Origin of the sequence: Sphaerisporangium perillae (assembly GCF_023276435.1) — a bacterium.
Taxonomy (GTDB): domain Bacteria; phylum Actinomycetota; class Actinomycetes; order Streptosporangiales; family Streptosporangiaceae; genus Sphaerisporangium; species Sphaerisporangium perillae.
The window spans coordinates 1-19,174 of sequence record NZ_JALLPO010000033.1 but is presented as its reverse complement, the minus strand read 5'-3'; the positions used below and the strand labels follow the sequence as shown (position 1 = coordinate 19,174).

Below are 19,174 nucleotides of genomic sequence, written 5' to 3'. Positions count from 1 at the left end.
CTTCCGGTCACCGTTTCCACTGAACGGCTACCCGCGACATCCCCCGCCAATCACACATAGTGCTCAGTACCTGGAAAAACAGGACAATCAGTGACGATTCCGGGATGGAAGCACGACCAACCAGCGATCACCGCGTGACTATTTCCCGATTTATCGCGTCAAAGCATGTCGAGAGTTCCTTCTTCGGCGACCGGGTGAGGCCCGCACAATGGCGGCCGGCGCTGTCCCCCGTCTCCCCGTCCACTGCCGCTGACGTGCGTTAAGTTGGTCATCCCGTCGCATCGCCGGAGGAGGCGTGAGCACATGGCACCACCGCGACGCCCGTCATCGCCACCCGCTCCGGCGCGACGTCCACCCCACCTGGCCCGTCCGCGCGAGCGATGGGAGAGCGTCCGCTGAAGGGCACCGACGCGGCGTCCACCGCCAAGATCATGGAAAGGGTCCGGCGGCTGCTGGACCTGGCGGAGCACCCCAACACCGGCGAAGAGGAGGCCGCGCTCGCCTCGGCGCACGCGGCCGCCCTGATGCTGCGGTACGGCCTGGACGCCAGCGCGGTGCGGCGAGGCTCCACCGGCCGCTCGGAGACCATCGACGGCATCGAGTTCGAGGTCTCCAACCGCGGCGGCCACGCACGCGAACGCTGCTGGGCGCTCCACCTGATCTGCGACGCCCTCGGCTGCAAGGGCGCGCAGCACTGGACCGGCGCCAAGGGCCGGGGAATCCGTGGCGCCGGACGCGTCACCATGACCGTGATCGGCCCCGAGCCCGTGCTCGACAGCCTGCGCCTCCTGCTGCCGTCCATCACCTTGCAGATGGAGAACCAGGTCAGGCCCGCTGTGCGGCGCTTCGTCGCAGGCGAACTGGAAGCGGTCGCCGGGAAGGACCGGCGTTCCCGGGCCACCTCCGACTTCCGGCGGGCCTTCTACGTCGGCTTCGGCTCCGGGGTCTCCACCAAGCTGCGCGAACGGGTGGCGGAAGTGGCAGACCAGGTGAGAGGAACCGGAGCCGAGCTCGTGCTCCTGGACCGCACGGCGCTGGTGCAGGCCGAGTTCGAACGCCGCTTCCCCGGCCTGAGGCGCGCCCGCTCCACCACCCTCGACGCCGGCGGCTACCACACCGGCCGCGAGGCCGGCCGGAAAGCCGACCTGAGCGACCGCAACCTCCCCGACTTCCCCACCGGCCAGCTGACCCCCTGACCGGCGAGAACATCAGCCGCGAAGGCCAGGAGGGCGGCGGGAAGAGCCGTCCCCGAACGGGTCAATCCCAGCGCTGGGCGTTGCCGTCGTCGAGTGAGCCGGGGGCGTCGGGGATCACACAGAACGGCAGGCCGGCTGGATCCCGCATGATCCACCAACCACGGACCTGCCGTACACGCTTGGCACCGAGGCGCTCCAGCCGTGCGACCTCCGCCTCCAGGTCGTCGGTGTGAATGTCGAGATGCACCCGGGCCGGCCCGTCCTCAAGGCGCTGGACCAGCAGCCCGATGTCCTGGCCTCGCAGGTCCGCTCCGTGATAGGCGGGCTCGGACTCGTACCGGTTCAGCGTCACCCCGGTCGCGGCCTGCCAGAACCCCAGCTCGGCATCGTGGTCGGCGTCCGGCACATCGATCACGATCTTGCAGAGTCTGCTGTAGTGCGGCACGTGCGGTACCTCCCGATGTCGGCCTGCGTGTCGCGTCACGCAACCACACGCCGCCAGGCCTCGCAAGCAGCACCGGAGCGCCCGCCGCCGAAGAGCCTCGACGTGCGCGGGAGACCCCGAGAAGCACACCGCCAGGTGCCAGGCGGTGCGTGTGCGACGGCAGGAAGAGGCCCGCGCGCCGACGCGCGCGGGCCCTGTCGTTCGGCCGGGGCGGCCAGGGATCAGAAGGTGGCGACGTTCAGCAGCTTCTCCTTGATGCCGTCGGGGTCGCCGGCGGAGTTCCAGTCGGTGGTCCCCGCCGCCTGGAGCGCAGATTTCACGCTCGCCGGGGACGCAGTGGGGTGGGTGGCCTTGTAGAGGGCCGCGCCACCCGCGACGTGCGGGGTGGCCATAGAGGTGCCCGAGATGGTGTTGTAGGCGCTGCCTTTCCAGGTGGACAGGATGCACACGCCCGGGGCGATGACGTCGACGTCGGCGCCGTAGTTGGAGAAGTCCGCCAGGGTGTCGTCGACGTCGCTGCGGCAGGTAGGCGCCGCCCCTCCCCCGGGAAGCCCGTTGAAGTCGGCCAGCGCGCTGACGGTGATGACCTCGTCGTACGCCGCGGGCACGTGGTTGGCCGCGTTGTCGGTCTCGTTACCGGCCGCGACAGCGTAGGTCACCCCTGCCGCCACGGAGGCGCAGATCGCCCGGTGCATGGCGTCATTGTTGCTGTTACCGCAGTTGCCGTCGTCGGCACCGGTGGCACCGAGGCTCATGTTCGCGACCTCGATCTCGGAGGCATGAGCGGTGACGTAGTCGATGCCGCAGATCACGCTCGACAAGGTGCCGCTACCGGAGTTGTTCAGGACCCGTACCGGCCACACGCGAGCGCCGGGCGCCACGCCAACGACGCCGTCGCCGTTGTCCAGCGCGCCGATGGTGCCCGCCACGTGCGTTCCATGACCATTGCCGTCATTGGCACTCGAGCCGGTGGAGCAGTTCTTGGCTCCCGCGGTGTAGACGTTCAGGTCGGGGTGGGTGAGCTGGATACCGGTGTCGATCACCGCTACATCGACGCCGACCCGCTCGTCCACACCGTTGATCTTGGCAGTGGGGCTGAGCTCGGCATCGGCCCGGTTGACTCCGGTGGGCACAGTCTGGGCGCTGATCGACACGGCTCGGTCGGGCTGGACCCACAGCACCCGGGAGTCTCCCGCGATGGCGGAGGCGGCGGAGGCGCTCATCTTGGCCGAGTAGCCCTGCAGGGCATGGCTGAAGATCTTCGCCACGGCGCCCCCGCGGGAGCGCGCCTGTGTGTCGGCGAGGGAGGAGGGATCCGTACCGGCCTTCAGAACGACGATGTAGTCGCCGACCGGGTCGGGAGCGGCAGCGAACGCGGCTGTGGCCGGTGTCGCCGCCAGCGCGAGGGAACTTGCGAAGAGGACGGTGAGGAGCGTTTTGCGCACGGGGGGGTTCCTCCACTCTACGGCCTGGCTGGCCGACAAGTTGAGGTTGACTCGCGTTGCCGTCTCCTGCCAGCGGCAAGCGTGAGTTGTTACATGAAATTGACACAGAGTGTATGTAGTTGTCAGATTCCTACAAGAATCGGGCGACAGCTGCGGTAAGCCCTGCCGATGCCAAGCGCCTCGAATATGGCATCGGGGACTACATGTTTATGTGTCGCCCGCTCTGCGGCCACGGAAGGCGTGCTGGAGCAATTTCCCGCCGCTATTCCGGGTTTCAGGTCAACCACCACCACGACGAGCCGGCAAACCGATCGATCACTTCAGGCTGATCCGCTTCCGGGGGCGTGTGACTGGGTTACGTTGGTGACCCGACTTACTGGGGCGTCGGAGGGGGCGAGGAACGCGTGGGCACGCTACCGCCGGGCACGGGGCCACTTTCACCGGAGTTCACCGGCATCAATCCCGGCCTGATGGACGGATTCGTCACCGAGGTCGAGCACGCCCGAGGCGTCATCGGCGAACGCACCGAGGCGATCCGCAGGGTCTTCGCCGCCAACGACGTCTCCGCGACATCCCTGGACCCCATAGCCGAGGTCGAACGCTGGCTCGACGAACGCCTCCCCGACCTGCGACGCCGCAGCAAAATGGCCCACGACATCGCCAAGCTCCCCGACTGGTCGCCGGCCGCGGCCAGCGCCCTGGTGCCGTACGAGGAGAAGAGTGTGCTCCCCGCGGCGGAGGCACAACGGCTCGGCACGGATCTGGCGGCCCAGTACAAGAAGATCGACCCGGATGTCTTCTTCGACCCGGGCCTGGATGAGAAGTACCAGAAGATCGTGGACGGGCTGGCCGCTCACGCCCACGATCCCGAGTTCACCGCCGCATTCTTCGCCGGACTCGGGCTGAACCGCACCTTGCAGCTTCCGGAGCGGCTGCGGCGTGGCTTGCAGGAGGGCGATCAGTCGGCGGTCGACACGGTGAGCCAGGCCTTGGGAACGGCCCTCAGCGCCGGGGGCGCCGCAGCCGCCGGTCTCGCCGCGATCAGCAATGGCTTGACGAAAAAAGCCGCAAACTATGACGAGCAAAAAGCCATCGGAGAGCTGTTGTCGGCGGGCCGCTTTCCTACCGAATGGCTCGCTCAAGTGGTCGCCACTCAGATCTTCACCCCTGGCGACAGGACCGCAGGTTCGATACTCACCCCGTATCTCAAGGCGCTTGCCAAGGACCCAGGCGCAGCCCGCCTGGCGATCAGCCTTGTCGCCCGCGACAGCCCGCTGCCCAGGGACACCCTGGCCAAGCTGTCAATACCTCTCGTGTCTATACAGCCGAAAGATCAGCGACCCGACCTGGCGACCTTCCTCAAAACCCTCAACGACCGGGCACAAGGGGATGACTCGTCGGCCGACGCGTTCGGACGTGTACTGGCGGCCGCCTCGGGCGCGTACGACGAAAAGGACGGCCAACACAGCGACGTCGCGGCCCGCTTCGCCTTCACCGTCATCACGACAGCAGACGACTTCAAACTGGCCGATCCGACCAGGATCCACCTTTCCATGATCGCCGGAGCGTACACCACAGAGATCACGGAGGGGGCGAACTTCGGCGACACCAACCACCTGCTCTCCAGCGCCTACGGAGACGTCGACTCCCAGATCCCTGGCCTGAAGCCGGTTTTCCGGTTGAGCCCAGAGGACACTTACAAGTTCATCAAGACATTCGCCGACAGCCTGAGGAACCAGGCACCTTTCCAGACCGGCATGGACATCCTCGCCACCCGCCTGGTGCGTGGAGGTGTGTCGGACATGATGAAGACCAAGGACTCCACTCGGCTGGACGACACCTTCGCGGCACTCGGCAACGTTCGCGGTCTCCAGTTGGCAACCCGCGAAAAGCTTGGCAAAGCCATAGACGACGCTGCCGAGGCGTCCAGCGATACCCGAAGCTTTATGATCGGCACGATAATGGGCTTCGCCGGACTAGGAGGGCTTATTGAGGATATTCCAAAAACGTGGACATTTGTGAGTACGGCCTGGTCGGGCTACGACACCTATCTGAAACCAGAAGACATCAAAGAGCTCGACAAGATCCGCACAGCGGACGAACGAGAAACCCTCGGCCGCCAGCACGCCATCGCTCAAGCGTTAATGGACGCGGGTTTCAAGCCTAAGATCTCCCCCAGGGACTACCAGGCCGCACACCCGAAAGGTGTGGCCATCGCAGACACCAACGGTCACCTACGCCCCTTCGCCGACATCCTGAAGTCAGGAAAAGAGGGCGTCAACGCCCTCGACAACTGGTTCATAGATAATGGCCTAAGCGACGACAAGCGTTCTCTCGGCGGTGTCACTCGTTTCCTGGCAGACCGTTTCGACGGACGCAAGGATTACGCACGGGATCGCGTACACATGTTCGATCATTAACTAGCGAACATCAAGACATTGAGTCTCTCCGCTAACAACGTACTTACCGTTTACCGGCGAGCCAAGGACCAAAATTGTTCGAGTCGTCTTGTTTTCCACACGAATAGGCTGCCCCGGAGTGCCCGAAGAAACAATTTGATACGGCGCAACCCTCTTTAGTGCACCCAACAATGAATCGATAAGCGCATCCGGCTTCCTTTCAGGAAGATCTCTTCCCGATGCAGCAAACGTCTGCTTCGCCTTGTCTTTGGCGCACGGAATGTTCTTACCACCCGGGTCGGTTATAGCAATATTATCCGCGTTTCGCTCCTTCAACAGTTGTAGGATATGGGTTTTCAGTGTTTGACCGGCTTGGCTGGATGTGGGGCTTTCGCCGGATGTGCAGGCGGTTAGTACCAAGGGTGCGAGCAGCACGAGCGCGGCGGCCTTACGGCAGAGCTTTACGGGACTGGACAGCCCGAGCATCGTCTTCGCCTCCACGTCTGGCCGGAACCCGGTCGCGCCCCACATAATCTCAGTGAGAACCACTGCGCCACCTAGTATCTACAATCTGACCGACGCTTTCAGCCCAGCAGGAGCCCGGCGTTGCCCATCGACGACGATCTGGTGCCCAATCCCCGGTATCAGGACCTGGAAGCGGCCCTTGCCGCCGTGCGCGCGCACGTTCACGTGCTGGAGACCGTTCTCGATCCGGCATGCGCGCGGTTCGGCGGTCAGGCCGTATGGGTGGGGCCGACCGCTCGGGCCTTCGGCGAAGAGTTGAACGGCCGCAAAGCACGGATGAAGACGGCCGTTCAACATGTCCTTGCCGAACTGGAAGCCGAGCTGCGGTCTACTCCGAGCAAGGTTTCGCGGGCAGCAGCAGCCAGCATGAGCGGCTGGTCATAGCCGACGCTGAAGCCGGAAGCGACCGGTGCCGCCATACGGCGAGGAAGCCGGTGAACCCTCACGGGCAGCGTCCTGGCGTGGCGAAGATCAGGCTCGCGGGGATGACAGGGTTGGCAGGCAGCGTTGTCGGGTCAGGGGCCCGGAGGTCGGAAAGTGCCTCTCGCCAGTCAGCGGTTGCTGAACCCGACGGTGCGAGCAGCGCGTCGAACTCGTGGGCGCGTACTACCACGGTGATGCTCTGCCTCGGGGGTGTGTCACGGACGGCGGTGGTGGCGAAACGGCAGGCTTCCTCGACCTCTCCCGCCTTGGCTAGCGCGCACGCGTAAGCGAAGCGCACAAGAGCGGGATCGTTGGAATCTGCCGATTCGTAGGACGACAACGCCGGGGCCACCGTCTCCGCTGTGCCGTCCAGATCACCGAGGTCGGCTCGTCCGCGCGCCTCGTAGAACACTTGCCTTTCGGGCTGGAACGACAGAATGCCCGGCCGAAGCGCGTCGGCGGAACAGCGATCCAACGTGTAGCGGGACCTGTTGATGGCTCGTTCGAAAGCCGTCTGGTCTCCGAGAGACGCGTGCGCAAGCGCGGCCAAGCCCCACATCCACGCGAGGGCAGGTGTCGCCCCCAGTGCTTGCTCAAGCCGTGGACCGACCATGGCAAGAACCGCCCTCGGTTCCGAGGAATAGGTCGGCATGAGGGCCGAACTGGCCAAAGTGAGATCAGCGAGATGGCGGTCCCCGGCCTCGTCCGCCGCGCGAGCCGCCGCCGCGTACCAGCGCCTGGCCAGAGGGAAGTGATTGGCGCAGAACATGATCTCGCCGATCACGATGGAGAGCTTGGCTCCGACCCGGATGAGTCGACGTTGGGCCTCTACGGGCTGCCTGTGCGTGAGCAGTTCCCGGACGCTCACAAGGTGAAGCAGGGCATCGGGCAACAGCTCTGCGGGCGGGACCTTCTGTCCGAGCTGGTCGGCCTCGTTTTCTAGGTAAAGAAGTCGGGCTTCACCGACATTGTTCGAGTCCAGAACCTGTTCGAACAGGTCAGGCCCGCGCCAGATGCTTTCCGCCAGGCCCAAGGCCATGGTGGTGGCGCCGAGTTGGAATACCTCTCGCCTGTTCGTGTCCGCCTCCCGGGAGCCGGGGCGCGTTTCCTGAACGCCGGAATCCTTGGCTCCAGGGTCATACGGCGCGAGCAGTTCCGCAACCGTGTGGCCGGGGAACATCCGCTCCAGCACCCGGCAGTGGTCGGCGTGCGGTTTGGTCTTCAGGTGGCCCTTCAGCCAGCGTCCGAAGGCCTCGCGACTCGGCGACGAGCCGATCAGGTTGCGATCGATGCTGCGCGCCACCTTGTCGTACTCCAGGCAGAACGCCCGATGCGTCTCCTGATGACGCTTCATCAGCAACACCTTGAGCAAGGTCTGCCGACCAGGCATGAGCGCCCCCCCTTCCACAACCAATTTGAACACGTAAAGCTCTCGAGTGATTACACTAAGTCACTTGCGGCCGAGATCTCCCGGCGTTTCCGCATCTGGCCAGGTACGACACCTGAATGACGCATGGACGACACCTCTGTGCCCCGTCATGGCACGGCCGGGTCGTGGCGGCGATCTCAGGAGCCGCTTAGCGTCCCCAGCCGATACGAAGCTCAGGCGGTCGGGGGCCCGGGCCGGGCAAGTACGACGCCCGCCAAAGCGAACCACCTCGGTGCCTCGAAGCGTCTTCACCCGATTCGAAAGTGACATTTGACTCACATGTCCAGCAGCCCTGCTCTGATCTGGTCGACACCGCGGACGGCAACGATTCCGTCCGGCAAATGGCTATGCGGCCAGGCGAACGGCACGCCGGCTCCCCGTGGTCTGCCGACGTCGGCCGCAGGCTCGCGCACGCGGCACGGGGAGCGACCCTCTCCGTCCTGCTCCTCATCGCCAGTGCGCTGCCCTGGATGCGCTTCCACCGCCACTACGGGGATGGGACTGACACGATCAGGCGTCTGTCCCTGTGGGATCTGGCGAACGCGTCCGCCGGTGACAAGGTGACGTCCGCCGCCGAGCTCACGCTGACCCTGCTGATCTTGTCCTGCCTTCTGCTCTTGCTCATCGCGAGCGAACCGGACCGCTTCGTCGCCGCCTGGGTTCTCCTCTCGCTCGGCCTCACGCTGGCCTCGCTCGGCCGGCTTCACTTCGCGGCGGCCGAACTTCAGCGCGGCCACGACCGCGTGGAGTTAACGATGCTCCCGGGCGAGGTGGTCACGATCGTCGCACTCATCGCGTCGACGGGGACCATCGCGGCACTGCTCCTGCCTCGCGGGCTACGAGCATGCATTGCCGCCCGACGAGCGCGTGCGATCACGGAACTTCGCGAATCAGGCGGTTGAAGGCCACGTTCCCGGCCTAGGAGGTCCGTCGGCGAGGCGCGGTGGTGGATCCCCGACATCCTCGACGGTCACCCCCGCGTGGCGGAACAAGCACCGCCACGACCGCGACCAGACCTCCTCGAAGACGGTGGACGTGTTCCTACCTCTTACGGGTAATACTTCGTAGGGAGGCTTTCATGAAGATCACATCGAAGGGGCAGGTCACCATCCCGGCCGAAATCCGACAGCAGCTGAACCTTCACGAAGGCGATGAGGTCGACTTCGTCGTTGAGGGCAGCAGCGTACGGATCGTACGTACGGACGAGGGGCTGACCCGGGGGCAGCGAATGGTCAAGCGGCTGCAGAACAGTGCCCGGCTCACAATGAGCACAGATGAGTTGATGGAGCTCCTACGTGGTTAAAAGACTGATCTGGCAGTCATTCGGACACCTGTGACCCTTGTCGACTCCTGCGTTCTGATCGACGTGATCGGCGAGGACTCCAGGTGGCAGAAGTGGTCGTCCGTGGCTCTGGCGGCAGCCGCGGACGAAGGGCCAATTGTGATCAATCCCATCATTTACGCAGAGCTGTCAGCGGGGATCGAGACAATGGAGGAGCTCGAATACGCCCTTCCTTCCGAGGACTACCGCCGCGAGCCGCTCCCCTACGAAGCAGGTTTCCTTGTCGGCAAGGCCTACGGGATATACCGGCGTAGGGGCGGGGGGAAGACATCACCGCTGCCCGACTTCTACATCGGGGCGCACGCGGCCGTGAAGCACTACCGGCTGCTCACGCGAGATGCAGCCAGATACCGCACCTACTTTCCGAGAGTCACGCTGATCGCGCCGGAGTGACGTCTCGAATCCGCCCCCCTACCCACCGGGGAGGCGAGCCCGATCGAGTTCCTCCCGTAGGGCCCGCTTGGGCTTGTTCGCCGCCCGCAGGCCGACCATGTACGCCTGGAACCCCTCGCTCTGCCCGCACCTCATGGACAGGGCCTCGGACTCGGCCAGCAGTTCGGCTGCCTGCTGGTAGGACGAGCGGTTCTTCTGCTCGATCAGCCGTTCTGCGGCCCGCCGCAGAACGGGTAGGGCGTCGGCCGGGTGGGTGGCTGCGCGTGCCCTGGCCACCCGGAGCCACAGATCCTGATGGCACCCGCCCTGCTGCGCGGCCTGCCACGCGTGGTCGACGTCCCCCTCCCACAGCAGGACCTCCACCAGGACCGAGCGCCCCGCGCTCTGGACGTAGCGGACGCCCATGTGGCGCTCGACCGCCGCAGGCTGCGCACGCAACAGGGTCAGCGCCCGCTCCCGCCACACGGGAAAGTCCTCGCCCGCCGCCGCGTGCAACGCCTGGTAGTCCGCGAGCGACGGGCTGTCTTCGAAGTTGGCCCACAGGTGCCGGGCGGCCTCCTCCCGGCGGCCCAGGCGCAGCAGGCAGTCCGCACCCAGGCTACGAAGCCGGTCTCCGTGTACGGCGCCGCCGAAATCGTCCAGGCCGCGCTGGATCCACACCAGCGCCTCCTCGTCCCGGTGGTCATCGGCCAGCTTCTGTGCGATCCGCAGCACGTCGTAGCCGGAGGTGACATCATGCGCCAGGATCTCGATCAGCGCGTCGGTGCCGCCCTGACATTCGGCCAGGCGCTCCATCAGGTAGGTGACGGTGAACCGGCCGTCGCCGTAAACGCCGGGTTGCTTGGGGGGCAGTGCTTGCCAGGCCGCCTCCACCCGCTGCCGGTAGCGGGTCATCCCCGCCTCGCCGAGAACCTCGGCGTAACCGGGCATCGCATCGAGGAACACCTCGTAGTCGCTGGACAGAGCGCGGTCCACCAACCGATCCGCGAGCGCGACCGGGTCGGGACCGCCCGCCGTACAGGCGTCCAGATGGATCTGTTGCGCCAGGGCGAGCGCACCGCCGACCTCGCCGTTGGAATCGTCGACAGCGCCTGCCGAGGCCTCGATCAGCTCCATCGCGTATTCGGCCAGCTCGATGGCGTTGTCGGCGAACCCCGCACCGATCAGCTCCGCCACCTCGCCCAACACGTCGGCGACTCGGCCGAAGTGGGAGTATGCCTCGCCGTAGGACACATAATCGTCGAGCTCGATCACGTCGTCCAAGCGGGTGCGCAGGTTGCGCTCATCAAAGGCGTGCCGGGCATCGGCACCCGCCGCGACCTCCAGCCGCGCCCGCAGCAGGGGATCGGCCTGCGCGGCGCGCAGCAGTTCGTCGGCCAGCCACCGCGGGTCCCGCGCCTGAAGGAAGCCGCGCAGCCTCTCATCGGTGATCTTCTCCGGGACAGCGGACGGCTCGGCGATCGGCTCGCCCCGCGCCAGCCAAGCCAGCCCGACCGCGACGCAATGCTTGCAGAACATGCCGTCCGCGCCGTAGGGGCAGCTGCACTGCCCGTCGAGTTCAGTGGCCGTCACGCGCAGCCGTACCCGGTAGGTCCCGGGCCGTCCACCGTCGCCGTCACGATCGTCCCGTCGACGGCCAGTCTGCGCACCCGCCCCTGAGCAAAGTACGCCCGACCGCGTTCGAAGGAGCGCCCGTCCGCACAACGGCGGATCAACCCCTCGGTCACCATGACTTTCGCCATGCCGCGTATCCTTCCGGGTTTTCCCGGGAGCGCAACCCGTTCAGGGAGCGGCCGACACCAGCAGTTGACCTCGCGCCCAGTGACTCACCTCTGGCCGTCTGTGCCTTACCGGCGGGCCGGATCAGCTGGGGCGGTGGGCGAAGCGGTCGGTGGTTTCGATGAGGCGGTTGAGGATGCCGGGCTCGGAGTAGGCGTGGCCGGCGTCGTCGATGATGTGGAAGTCGGCTTCGGGCCAGGCACGGTGCAGGTCCCAAGCGGTCTGGGCCGGGGTGCACATGTCGTATCGGCCTTGGACGATGACGCAGGGGATGTGCCTGATCTTGTCGACGTCGCGGAGGAGCTGGTCGTCATCGAAGAAGCCGTTGTTGACGAAGTAGTGGTTCTCGATGCGGGCGAACGCGACGGCGGCGGCGTCCTCGGAGTGTGTGGCGCCGGTCTTCGGGTCCGGCCGCAGGGTGATCGTGGAGTCCTCCCAGGCGCTCCACGCGTGTGCCGCCGGGAGCCGTACCGCCGGGTCCGGGTCGTTGAGGCGGGCATGGAAGGCGGCGATCAGGTCGCCGCGCTCGTTCTCCGGGATCGGCGCGACGTAGCTCTCCCACCGGTCGGGGAAGACCAGCGACGCCCCTTCCTGGTAGAACCACTGGAGCTCGAAGTTCCGGAGCAGGAAGATGCCGCGTATCACCAGTTCGGTCACCCGATCGGGGTGCGTCTGGGAGTACGCGAGCGACAGCGTGCTCCCCCAGGAGCCGCCGAAGACCTGCCAGCGCTTGATGCCGAGGTGCTCGCGCAGGCGTTCCATGTCGGCGACGAGCTGCCATGTCGTGTTGTGCTCCAGCGACACGGCCGGATCGCTCGCATGCGGCAGGCTGCGCCCGCAGTTGCGCTGGTCGAACAGCACGATGCGGTACGCCTCGGGGTCGAACTGGCGACGGTGTTCGGGAGTGCATCCGCTACCGGGCCCCCCATGCACCATGACCACCGGCTTGCCGCCGGGGTTGCCGCAGACCTCCCAATAGATCTGGTCGTCGTCGCCGACGTGGAGCCGCCCGGAGTCGTATGGCTCGACAGGTGGATAGAGGGTCCTCATGACCAGCAATTTTCGCAGCGTGACCGCGTGCCTCACCATCGGGACCCTCACTTCGCCCGGATCCGCGTGTCGGCATACGTGCGGAACGCCGTGCGGCACCGCCGGACCGATGGAGAACGCGGCGGCTCACCTGTCGACACCTGGCGGAAGTCTTGACGCGTACGACACGGAGATGACACGTGACCGGCGGCTCGGCGACCGTCGACGGCACGTCGGAGTGCTGCTCGCAGCCGTACGCGCTTCCTAGCGTCTCCCGGGAACACCAGAGGCGAGCAGTGGAGGTGGGTGACACGTGCCCGGTGCAGACGGTGGGGACGTCGGCTCGACCGGAGCGGCGCGGAGCGGCGCGAGGAGTTCCATGCCGGATCCGGGCCTGCTGGAGAGGATGGCTTTCCCCGCCCGGGAGGCGGCGGTGGGCGAGGCCCGGCGGTGGGTGGGCAAGCTCCTCGACGGGCATCCGCGCCGTGACGACGCCGTGCTCCTGCTGTCGGAGACCTTCACCAACGCGGTGGTGCACACGCGGTCGGCCGCGGTCGGCGTCGTCGTCCTCCTCGACGGCCAGGAGCGTGTGCAGATCGAGGTGGTCGACGAGGGAGCGGAGACCTCGCCGTGCGTCTGCCGGCATGCCAGGGGCGACCTGGCGGAGTCCGGCAGGGGGATCCGCCTGTTGCGCGCCCTGTCCGATCAGTGGGGCTTCATCGAGGAGCGTCCGCGCTGCGTGGTCTGGTTCGCCTTGGGCGTCCATCCGAGACCGCGAGTGAATGCGACGCCGGCGTCCTCGTGAGAACCCGGAACGGCGGTCGCCCGAGCGAGGGGATCGGGGATTCAGCCTCGGGTCATGATGGGCCGTCGGATGGCTCCGGCGATCCGGAAAGACTCTTTCATGCGTTCCCGCGCCCTACCTCGGGCCGGCGACCTTCGGGCCGGAGCACGCCGACCTGTTCTTCGGGTGCGAGCGGCTGGTGAAGGAGCCCGTCCTCCATCAGCCGCCGTCACGTCACCCCGTCCTCCACCCGCCACCGTCACCGTGCGCGGTCATCGTCCGCGCCGTCCCCGCCGCCGCCGTCGATGACGTCCACGTCGGCGTGCGGGCGGCCGCCCGACAGCAGGGGGTAGCCCGGGCCCCGGTCGAAGAAGGTCGCCGGCCGGGCGGCGCGGAGCGCGGCGCGCAGGTCCTCGGTGGCCGCGCCGGCGACCCGCGGCTCGTCGGCGGGGCCGTACAGGATGACGCCGTAGTCGTCGCGGGCGCCCTCGGCGGAGACCTTGCCGTCCCGGACGTCCGCGGCCACCAGCTCGGGGTCGCGGTCGTAGGGCGAGCCCCAGCCGCCGCCTCCGGTGGTCCTGACCCGGACGATCTCCCCCGCCTTCACCGGGAAGTCGTCCACGAGCCCCTCCATCTCCTGGTCGCCGACGGTGACCAGGAAAGGGCGCCCGGCCCGGCCGGCGTTCACTCCCCAGCAGGCCAGGATGGAGCGGTCGGCGATGGACATGAACGAGGCGTCGCGCAGCATCCGGATGTGCTTGTCGTACCCGAGGCCGCCCCGGTAGAGACCGGGACCGCCGGAGTCGCGGGCCAGGCCGAGGCGCTCCACCCGGAACGGCCAGCGCGACTCGGCGAACTCGACGGGGATGTTGCGCGAGTCGGGGACGACGTGGATGGTGTCCTCGCCGTCGGCGTACCAGCGCCCGCCGGAGCCGCCGCCGAGGACCTCTCTCATCAGGTACGGCCGGCCCTCGTCGTCGTCCCCGTACACGCCGGTGTAGCGGATGGTCTCCTGGTCGGCGGGCATCCGCCCTCCGGTGGCCTTGGCGAGGACCCCGGCGAGCACGCCGAGCAGCCGCAGGATGACGAACGTGCGGGCGTTGGTGGGCGCGGGGAAGATCGGGGTGAGCAGCGTGCCCTTCTCCGGGAACCGCATCTCGATCAGCGGCACCACGCCCTCGTTGACGTCCAGCTCGGCCATGCGTTCCGGGGTGTCGGCCAGGTTGCGCAGGATGGGCGCCAGCCACTTCTTCAGGAACACCCCGTCGGCGTAGTCGCCGGCGTGGTTGATGGGCCCCTTGGCCTGCGGCGAGGTGCCGGTGAAGTCGATGACCAGCGGCGTGTCGGCGGAATGGTCGACGGTGAGCGTGATGCGCTGGGCGTGCAGCCTTGGCTCGTCCACGCCGTCGTGCTCGGCGTAGTCCTCCCAGACGTGCACGCCCGCCGGGATCTTGGCCAGCAGCTCACGCCGGAAGGTCTCGGTGGTCTTGGAGATGATCGCGTCGAAGCACGCCTCGACCGCGGCCCTGCCGTACCTGTCGAACAGCTCGCCGAGGCGGCGGGCGCCCATGAGACAGGCGGAGCACTCGGCGTCCAGGTCCCCGGCCAGCGAGTCGGGCATCCGGGAGTTCCTGGTCATGATGGTCAGGGCAGCCCTGTTGGGGACGCCCCGGTCCCATAGCTTGATCGGCGGGACCATCAGCCCTTCCTCGAAGGCGCTGACCGCGCGTGAGGGCATCGAGCCGGGGACGGCCCCGCCGATGTCGTCATGGTGCCCGAACGCCTGCACGAACGCCACCACCTCGCCGTCGTGGAACACCGGGACGGTGACGCACAGGTCGGGCAGGTGGCCGATGCCGCCTTCGGAGAGGTAGACGTCGTTGTGGAAGAAGACGTCCCCGGGGTTCATCTCCGCGACCGGGAAGTCGCGCACGATCGGCTGGACGAGGGCCGAGTACGAGCGGCCGGTCAGCTTGCGCAGCCGCACGTCGTGGATCCCCGCGCGGAAGTCGTGCGCGTCGCGGATCATCGGCGAGCGGGCCGTGCGGGCGATGGCCGTCTCGACCTCCATCTCCACCGACGCGAGCGTCCCCTCGACGATCTCCACCAGCACCGGGTCGACCGCTGTCACCGGCCCGCTCCCTTCACTACGAGGTTTCCGTGGGCGTCCACCTCGGCGGTGAATCCCGGGTGCAACGGAAGCGTGGAACCGTACTCCTCGATCACCGCCGGGCCGGTGACGACGTCACCGCGGCGCAGGTCCGCGCGCCGGTGGACTGGCGCCGTCCACCAGCCGTCCTCCTGGAGCGGCGAGGCGGGGTCCTCGTCGAAGTACACCCGCCGGTGGTCCGGGGGCGGCGGCGGGCCGTCCCCGGCGGGCGGCAGTTCGGGGACGACCGGGCGGGTGATCGGGCCGATGCCGGACACCCGCAGGTTGACCCATTCGACGGCGTGACGGGGATCGTCGCGGTAGCCGTACCCGTAGAGCCGGTGGTGGGCCTGGTGGAACCGGTCGAGGACCTCCGCACGCCACGCCTCGTCGAGCGGGCCGGACGGCGCGGGGACCCGCACCTCGTAGGCCTGGCCGTAGTAGCGCAGGTCGGCGCTGCGCGCGTAGACGTGCCGCCCGGCCGGGAAGCCTTCGCGGTCCAGGGCGTCGGCCGCCTGCGCCTCCAGGTCGCCGAGGATGGCGGCCGCCGTCTCCAGCGACAGCTCGCGGGTCACGTGCGTGCGCACGTAGTCGTTCTTCACGTCCACCGTGAGCAGCCCGAACGCCGAGACGTTGCCCGGGTTGGCGGGCACGACGACCGCGGGGACGGACAGGATGTCGATGAGGCGGCAGACCAGGAGCGGTCCCGAGCCACCGAAGGCCACCATCGGGAAGTCGCGCACGTCGAGCCCGCGCTTGACCGTGAGCTGCCGGATGGCGTTCGACTGGTTGAAGGCGCTGATCTCCAGGATGCCCACCGCCGTGCGCTCCGGGGACAGCCCCAGCTTGTCCGCCAGCGCCTCGATGCCGGACCGCGCCGCCGCCGTGTCCAGGGGGATCTCGCCGCCGAGCAGGTGCGGCGGCACGCGGCCGAGGAAGACATGGGCGTCGGTGACCGTCACCTCGGTTCCGCCCTTGCCGTAGCAGATCGGCCCGGGGTCGGCCCCGGCGGACCTCGGCCCGACCTTGAGCGTGCCCTCCGGCGAGATCCACGCGATCGAGCCGCCGCCCGCGCCGACCGTCACGATGTCGATCATCGGGATCTTGCAGGGGTAGCGGCCGATGGACCCCTCGGTGGTCAGGGACGGCTCGCCGTCGACGACGACCGCGACGTCCGTCGAGGTGCCGCCGCCGTCCAGCGTGATGACCGACGGATGGCCCGCGCCGCCGGCGATGAGCGCGGCGCCCAGCGCGCCGGCGGCCGGGCCGGACAGCACCGTCGCGATCGGCTGGTGGACCACCTCGGCCGCCGACAGCACCCCGCCGTTGCTCTTCATCACCGAGAACGGCATGCCGAGGCGCGAGGACAGTGCGTCGATGTAGCGACGCATCGTGGGCTTGACGGCCGCGTCGACCAGGGTCGTCACCGAGCGCTCGTACTCGCGGTACTCGCGCAGGACGTCACTCGACAGGGACACGACCACGCCGGGATGCTCGCGCTCGAGCACGCCGCGCATGAGACGCTCGTGCGCCGGGTTGGCGTAGGAGTGCAGGAAGCACACCCCGACGGCCGTGACACCCTGGTCGCGGAACCACCGTGCCACCTCTATGGCCTGCTCCTCGTCGAACGGCCGAACCTCCTCGCCCAGGTGGTCCAGCCGCCCGCCGACCGTCTTCACCCGGTGCACGGGCACGATGCGCGGCGGCTTCACCCAGAAGTAGGAGTTGCCGTAGCCGTCCGGGACACTCTGCCGGGCGATCTCCAGGATGAACTCGAACCCCTCGGTGGTGACGAAGCCCAGATCGACGGGGCGGTCCTCCAGGAGCTGGTTGGTGGCGACGGTGGTGCCGTGCACGATGCCGGCGACCTCGGACAGGTCACGACCGGCCAGGATCTTGTGCACGCCGTTCATGAACCCGTCCGCCGGGTCGCCGGGCGTGGAAGGGGTCTTGGTCGTGGTGATCTCACCGGTCTGCTCGTCCACCGCGACCACGTCGGTGAACGTGCCCCCGGTGTCGACGCCGATACGGACGCTGCGCATGCTTCCAGTGTTTACTGAACCCCTCCAGCCTCCCGAATCAGCGACATCCGCCAAGAAATGGCCCATTCCTCGGCACTTTCCGCCCTCCGGGCCATCCTCGGCGACGCCGAGTGGAGCCTCCGGACGGTTCCAGCGGGAGGAAGCGTTCCTCGCGACGCCGGGTCGAACCCCCAGGCGGCTCCGCGAATGGTGGGTGGAACCTCCAGGCGGCTCCCGCGGTAGGAAGGGCATGGAGCGACGCGACTTCTTCAGGTTCACGGGCGGTGTCGCCGGCGCGGCACTGCTCACATCGTGCACGAGCGGCCCGGGCGGCACCCGTCCCTCCGCCGCCGCACGCCCTGTGGCGGCCGGCACACCGCGGGCCGAGGGCCTGCTGCTGTACGCCGACGTCTCGGCGCAGGTGTCGGCCATCGACGCCCAGAGCGGCGCCACGCTGTTCTCGCCGGCACGGCCCGTGCCGGCGGCCGGCTGGGAGCGTCTCCACACCGTGTCCCCGGCGGGCGAGCTGCTGACCCTGGACGCTCGTACCGGCGCGGAGCTGTTCCGTACGACGATCCCACCAGGTCTGGTTCCTCGTGTGGTGTCCTCGTCGGGCAACGTGGTGGCCCTCACCGCCCCTCCTCCGGCCTCCCCCTACGGCAAGCCCGGGCGCCGTACCACCACCATGGTCGTCGCCGACCCGTCCGGGCAGGCGGCGCCAAGGACCCTGCGGCTGGACGGCAACTTCGAGCCCGACGGCTTCTCCCCTGGTGGGGACGCCCTGTACGTCCTGCAGTACCTGCCCGCGACCGCCCCGGACAGCTACCGCGTCAGGGTCTACGACCTCGAGGAGGGCAAGCTGTGGCCGCTGCTCACCAGGGACAAGCAGCCCGTGCCCGAGGGGGCGGAGGAGACCATGCGCGGCGACGGGCGCGCCGCCGTCCTGGACCCCGGCCACCAGCGGCTCTACACCCTCTACACCCACCAGCCCGACCACCTGCACACCCGCGACCTGGTCGCCGGCAGGACGACGGGAGTCCACGCGTTCGTCCACGTGCTCGACCTCGGCCAGCGGTGGGCCTACTGCCTCGACCTCCCCGAACCTTTCGGGAGAGGCCCCGCGGAAGGGCACACGCTCGCGGTCTCCGCCGACGCCCTGTACGTGTACGAGGACGACCACAGGACCCTGATACGCGCGAGCACCGAGTCACTCACCATCCTCGACACCACCACACTCGTCGCCTCCTCCACAGGGACTTCGTCCAGCGGCACGCCATCCAGCCCGTCCTCCTCCGGCGTGCCATCCAGTCCGTCCTCCCCCGGCACGCCATCCAGCCCGTCCTCCGCAGGCAGCGGGACTTCCGGCGGCGCGTCCGCCGTGGCGGCGGGTGACCACCTCTACATCGCCGCCGGTCCGTCCGTACGTTCCCTGGACCCCTACACCCTCGCCCTGCGGCGCGAATGGCGGCTGCCAGGCCCCGCAATGGGCGTCGCGGTGACCCCGGACGAGGCCGGTCTCTATGTAGGGGTCGCCGACGGCGTCCTGCGGTTCGACGTCCGCGAGGGGCACGACGGCGGGGAGCCGGGCCGCCTGGCCGTTCCAGGCATCACCCGGCTCCGCCACGTGGCCACCCGGCCATACGAGTGAACCACTCGGTCCCAGGAGGGACCCCCGGGTTTCCCACCGTACGAAGGCGCCGGAACCGCCGTACCGGTCCTCGCCGCCCCGGCGCCTGACAACCCACCACACGTGACGGGCGGGAGAAACAACCACGCCGGACGGACGACCCCGCAAGCATGGGTGGGGGCTGGGTG

17 protein-coding genes are annotated in these 19,174 nt (G+C 68.1%); 8 read left to right on the top strand and 9 right to left on the bottom strand.

Going from position 1 to position 19,174, the window contains the following annotated elements; all coding sequences use genetic code 11:
• The first annotated feature begins 380 nt into the window (after positions 1 to 380).
• The gene (locus tag MYF83_RS28970; RefSeq protein WP_248963902.1) at positions 381 to 1,196 is read left to right on the top strand and encodes a DUF2786 domain-containing protein; all 816 of its coding nucleotides are present in this window, start codon (positions 381 to 383) and stop codon (positions 1,194 to 1,196) included.
• A gap of 61 nt (positions 1,197 to 1,257) precedes the next feature.
• Here the strand turns inward: MYF83_RS28970 and MYF83_RS28965 are convergent, their stop codons facing one another.
• Entirely contained in the window at positions 1,258 to 1,641 is a 384-nt protein-coding gene (locus MYF83_RS28965) for a VOC family protein (RefSeq protein ID WP_248963901.1), read from the bottom strand.
• 221 nt (positions 1,642 to 1,862) lie between these two features.
• Positions 1,863 to 3,086 (bottom strand): S8 family peptidase, encoded by a 1,224-nt coding sequence (locus MYF83_RS28960; protein ID WP_248963900.1) that lies wholly within the window; start codon positions 3,084 to 3,086, stop codon positions 1,863 to 1,865.
• Between the two features lie 404 nt (positions 3,087 to 3,490).
• On the opposite strand from MYF83_RS28960, the gene MYF83_RS28955 reads away from it, so the two are divergent.
• On the top strand, positions 3,491 to 5,506 hold the full coding sequence (locus MYF83_RS28955; RefSeq protein ID WP_248963899.1) for a hypothetical protein: 2,016 nt from the start codon (positions 3,491 to 3,493) through the stop codon (positions 5,504 to 5,506).
• Here the strand turns inward: MYF83_RS28955 and MYF83_RS28950 are convergent, their stop codons facing one another.
• Positions 5,507 to 5,971, bottom strand: a complete 465-nt coding sequence (locus MYF83_RS28950) for a hypothetical protein (protein WP_248963898.1) — start codon at positions 5,969 to 5,971, stop codon at positions 5,507 to 5,509. It abuts the gene before it with no gap.
• A 120-nt stretch (positions 5,972 to 6,091) separates the two neighbouring features.
• Between MYF83_RS28950 and MYF83_RS28945 the strand changes: the two genes are divergently transcribed.
• Positions 6,092 to 6,394 carry a hypothetical protein gene (locus tag MYF83_RS28945; RefSeq protein ID WP_248963897.1) on the top strand — a complete coding sequence of 101 codons (303 nt, stop codon included), beginning with the start codon at positions 6,092 to 6,094 and terminating at the stop codon, positions 6,392 to 6,394.
• Between the two features lie 58 nt (positions 6,395 to 6,452).
• Here the strand turns inward: MYF83_RS28945 and MYF83_RS28940 are convergent, their stop codons facing one another.
• A complete protein-coding gene (locus MYF83_RS28940) occupies positions 6,453 to 7,856 on the bottom strand; it encodes an NsdA family TPR-like regulatory protein (RefSeq protein ID WP_248963896.1) in 1,404 nt (467 codons plus the stop codon).
• Between the two features lie 476 nt (positions 7,857 to 8,332).
• Here MYF83_RS28940 and MYF83_RS28935 point away from each other — a divergent pair, with 476 nt between their 5' ends.
• The 3 genes from MYF83_RS28935 (at position 8,333) to MYF83_RS28925 (ending at position 9,597) form a co-directional block, all read left to right on the top strand.
• Positions 8,333 to 8,764, top strand: coding sequence for a hypothetical protein (locus tag MYF83_RS28935; protein ID WP_248963895.1), 432 nt, complete (start codon positions 8,333 to 8,335; stop codon positions 8,762 to 8,764).
• Between the two features lie 176 nt (positions 8,765 to 8,940).
• Positions 8,941 to 9,165 carry an AbrB/MazE/SpoVT family DNA-binding domain-containing protein gene (locus tag MYF83_RS28930; RefSeq protein WP_248963894.1) on the top strand — a complete coding sequence of 75 codons (225 nt, stop codon included), beginning with the start codon at positions 8,941 to 8,943 and terminating at the stop codon, positions 9,163 to 9,165.
• A 30-nt stretch (positions 9,166 to 9,195) separates the two neighbouring features.
• Positions 9,196 to 9,597, top strand: a complete 402-nt coding sequence (locus MYF83_RS28925; protein WP_248963893.1) for a type II toxin-antitoxin system VapC family toxin — start codon at positions 9,196 to 9,198, stop codon at positions 9,595 to 9,597.
• An 18-nt stretch (positions 9,598 to 9,615) separates the two neighbouring features.
• On the opposite strand, the gene MYF83_RS28920 is transcribed toward MYF83_RS28925, so the two are convergent.
• The 3 genes from MYF83_RS28920 to pip form a co-directional block, all read right to left on the bottom strand.
• Positions 9,616 to 11,169: an SWIM zinc finger family protein gene (locus tag MYF83_RS28920; RefSeq protein ID WP_248963892.1), complete on the bottom strand. Its 1,554-nt coding sequence runs from the start codon at positions 11,167 to 11,169 to the stop codon at positions 9,616 to 9,618.
• Complete coding sequence (locus tag MYF83_RS28915) at positions 11,166 to 11,339, bottom strand: SWIM zinc finger family protein (protein WP_248963891.1); 174 nt, start codon at positions 11,337 to 11,339, stop codon at positions 11,166 to 11,168. The genes MYF83_RS28920 and MYF83_RS28915 overlap by 4 nt, the downstream gene beginning before the upstream one ends.
• Positions 11,340 to 11,460: 121 nt before the next feature.
• Positions 11,461 to 12,426 carry a prolyl aminopeptidase gene (gene pip, locus MYF83_RS28910; RefSeq protein ID WP_248963985.1) on the bottom strand — a complete coding sequence of 322 codons (966 nt, stop codon included), beginning with the start codon at positions 12,424 to 12,426 and terminating at the stop codon, positions 11,461 to 11,463.
• A gap of 358 nt (positions 12,427 to 12,784) precedes the next feature.
• On the opposite strand from pip, the gene MYF83_RS28905 reads away from it, so the two are divergent.
• A complete protein-coding gene (locus tag MYF83_RS28905) occupies positions 12,785 to 13,210 on the top strand; it encodes an ATP-binding protein (protein ID WP_248963890.1) in 426 nt (141 codons plus the stop codon).
• A gap of 238 nt (positions 13,211 to 13,448) precedes the next feature.
• Here the strand turns inward: MYF83_RS28905 and MYF83_RS28900 are convergent, their stop codons facing one another.
• Both MYF83_RS28900 and MYF83_RS28895 read right to left on the bottom strand, forming a co-directional pair.
• The gene (locus MYF83_RS28900) at positions 13,449 to 15,320 is read right to left on the bottom strand and encodes a hydantoinase B/oxoprolinase family protein (protein WP_248963889.1); all 1,872 of its coding nucleotides are present in this window, start codon (positions 15,318 to 15,320) and stop codon (positions 13,449 to 13,451) included.
• Positions 15,317 to 17,380 (bottom strand): hydantoinase/oxoprolinase family protein, encoded by a 2,064-nt coding sequence (locus tag MYF83_RS28895; RefSeq protein ID WP_248963888.1) that lies wholly within the window; start codon positions 17,378 to 17,380, stop codon positions 15,317 to 15,319. The genes MYF83_RS28900 and MYF83_RS28895 overlap by 4 nt, the downstream gene beginning before the upstream one ends.
• Positions 17,381 to 17,609: 229 nt before the next feature.
• Here MYF83_RS28895 and MYF83_RS28890 point away from each other — a divergent pair, with 229 nt between their 5' ends.
• Positions 17,610 to 19,007: a hypothetical protein gene (locus MYF83_RS28890; protein WP_248963887.1), complete on the top strand. Its 1,398-nt coding sequence runs from the start codon at positions 17,610 to 17,612 to the stop codon at positions 19,005 to 19,007.
• Positions 19,008 to 19,174: the final 167 nt, after the last annotated feature.

Excerpts from the sequence above, each read along its gene's own strand:
- MYF83_RS28970 (WP_248963902.1), top strand. The coding sequence starts at position 381 with ATGGGAGAGCGTCCGCTGAAGGGCACCGACGCGGCGTCCACCGCCAAG.
- MYF83_RS28950 (WP_248963898.1), bottom strand. The coding sequence starts at position 5,971 with ATGCTCGGGCTGTCCAGTCCCGTAAAGCTCTGCCGTAAGGCCGCCGCG.
- MYF83_RS28935 (WP_248963895.1), top strand. The coding sequence starts at position 8,333 with ATGCGCTTCCACCGCCACTACGGGGATGGGACTGACACGATCAGGCGT.
- MYF83_RS28930 (WP_248963894.1), top strand. The coding sequence starts at position 8,941 with ATGAAGATCACATCGAAGGGGCAGGTCACCATCCCGGCCGAAATCCGA.
- MYF83_RS28915 (WP_248963891.1), bottom strand. The coding sequence starts at position 11,339 with ATGGCGAAAGTCATGGTGACCGAGGGGTTGATCCGCCGTTGTGCGGAC.
- pip (WP_248963985.1), bottom strand. The coding sequence starts at position 12,426 with ATGAGGACCCTCTATCCACCTGTCGAGCCATACGACTCCGGGCGGCTC.
- MYF83_RS28905 (WP_248963890.1), top strand. The coding sequence starts at position 12,785 with ATGCCGGATCCGGGCCTGCTGGAGAGGATGGCTTTCCCCGCCCGGGAG.
- MYF83_RS28895 (WP_248963888.1), bottom strand. The coding sequence starts at position 17,380 with ATGCGCAGCGTCCGTATCGGCGTCGACACCGGGGGCACGTTCACCGAC.
- MYF83_RS28890 (WP_248963887.1), top strand. The coding sequence starts at position 17,610 with ATGGAGCGACGCGACTTCTTCAGGTTCACGGGCGGTGTCGCCGGCGCG.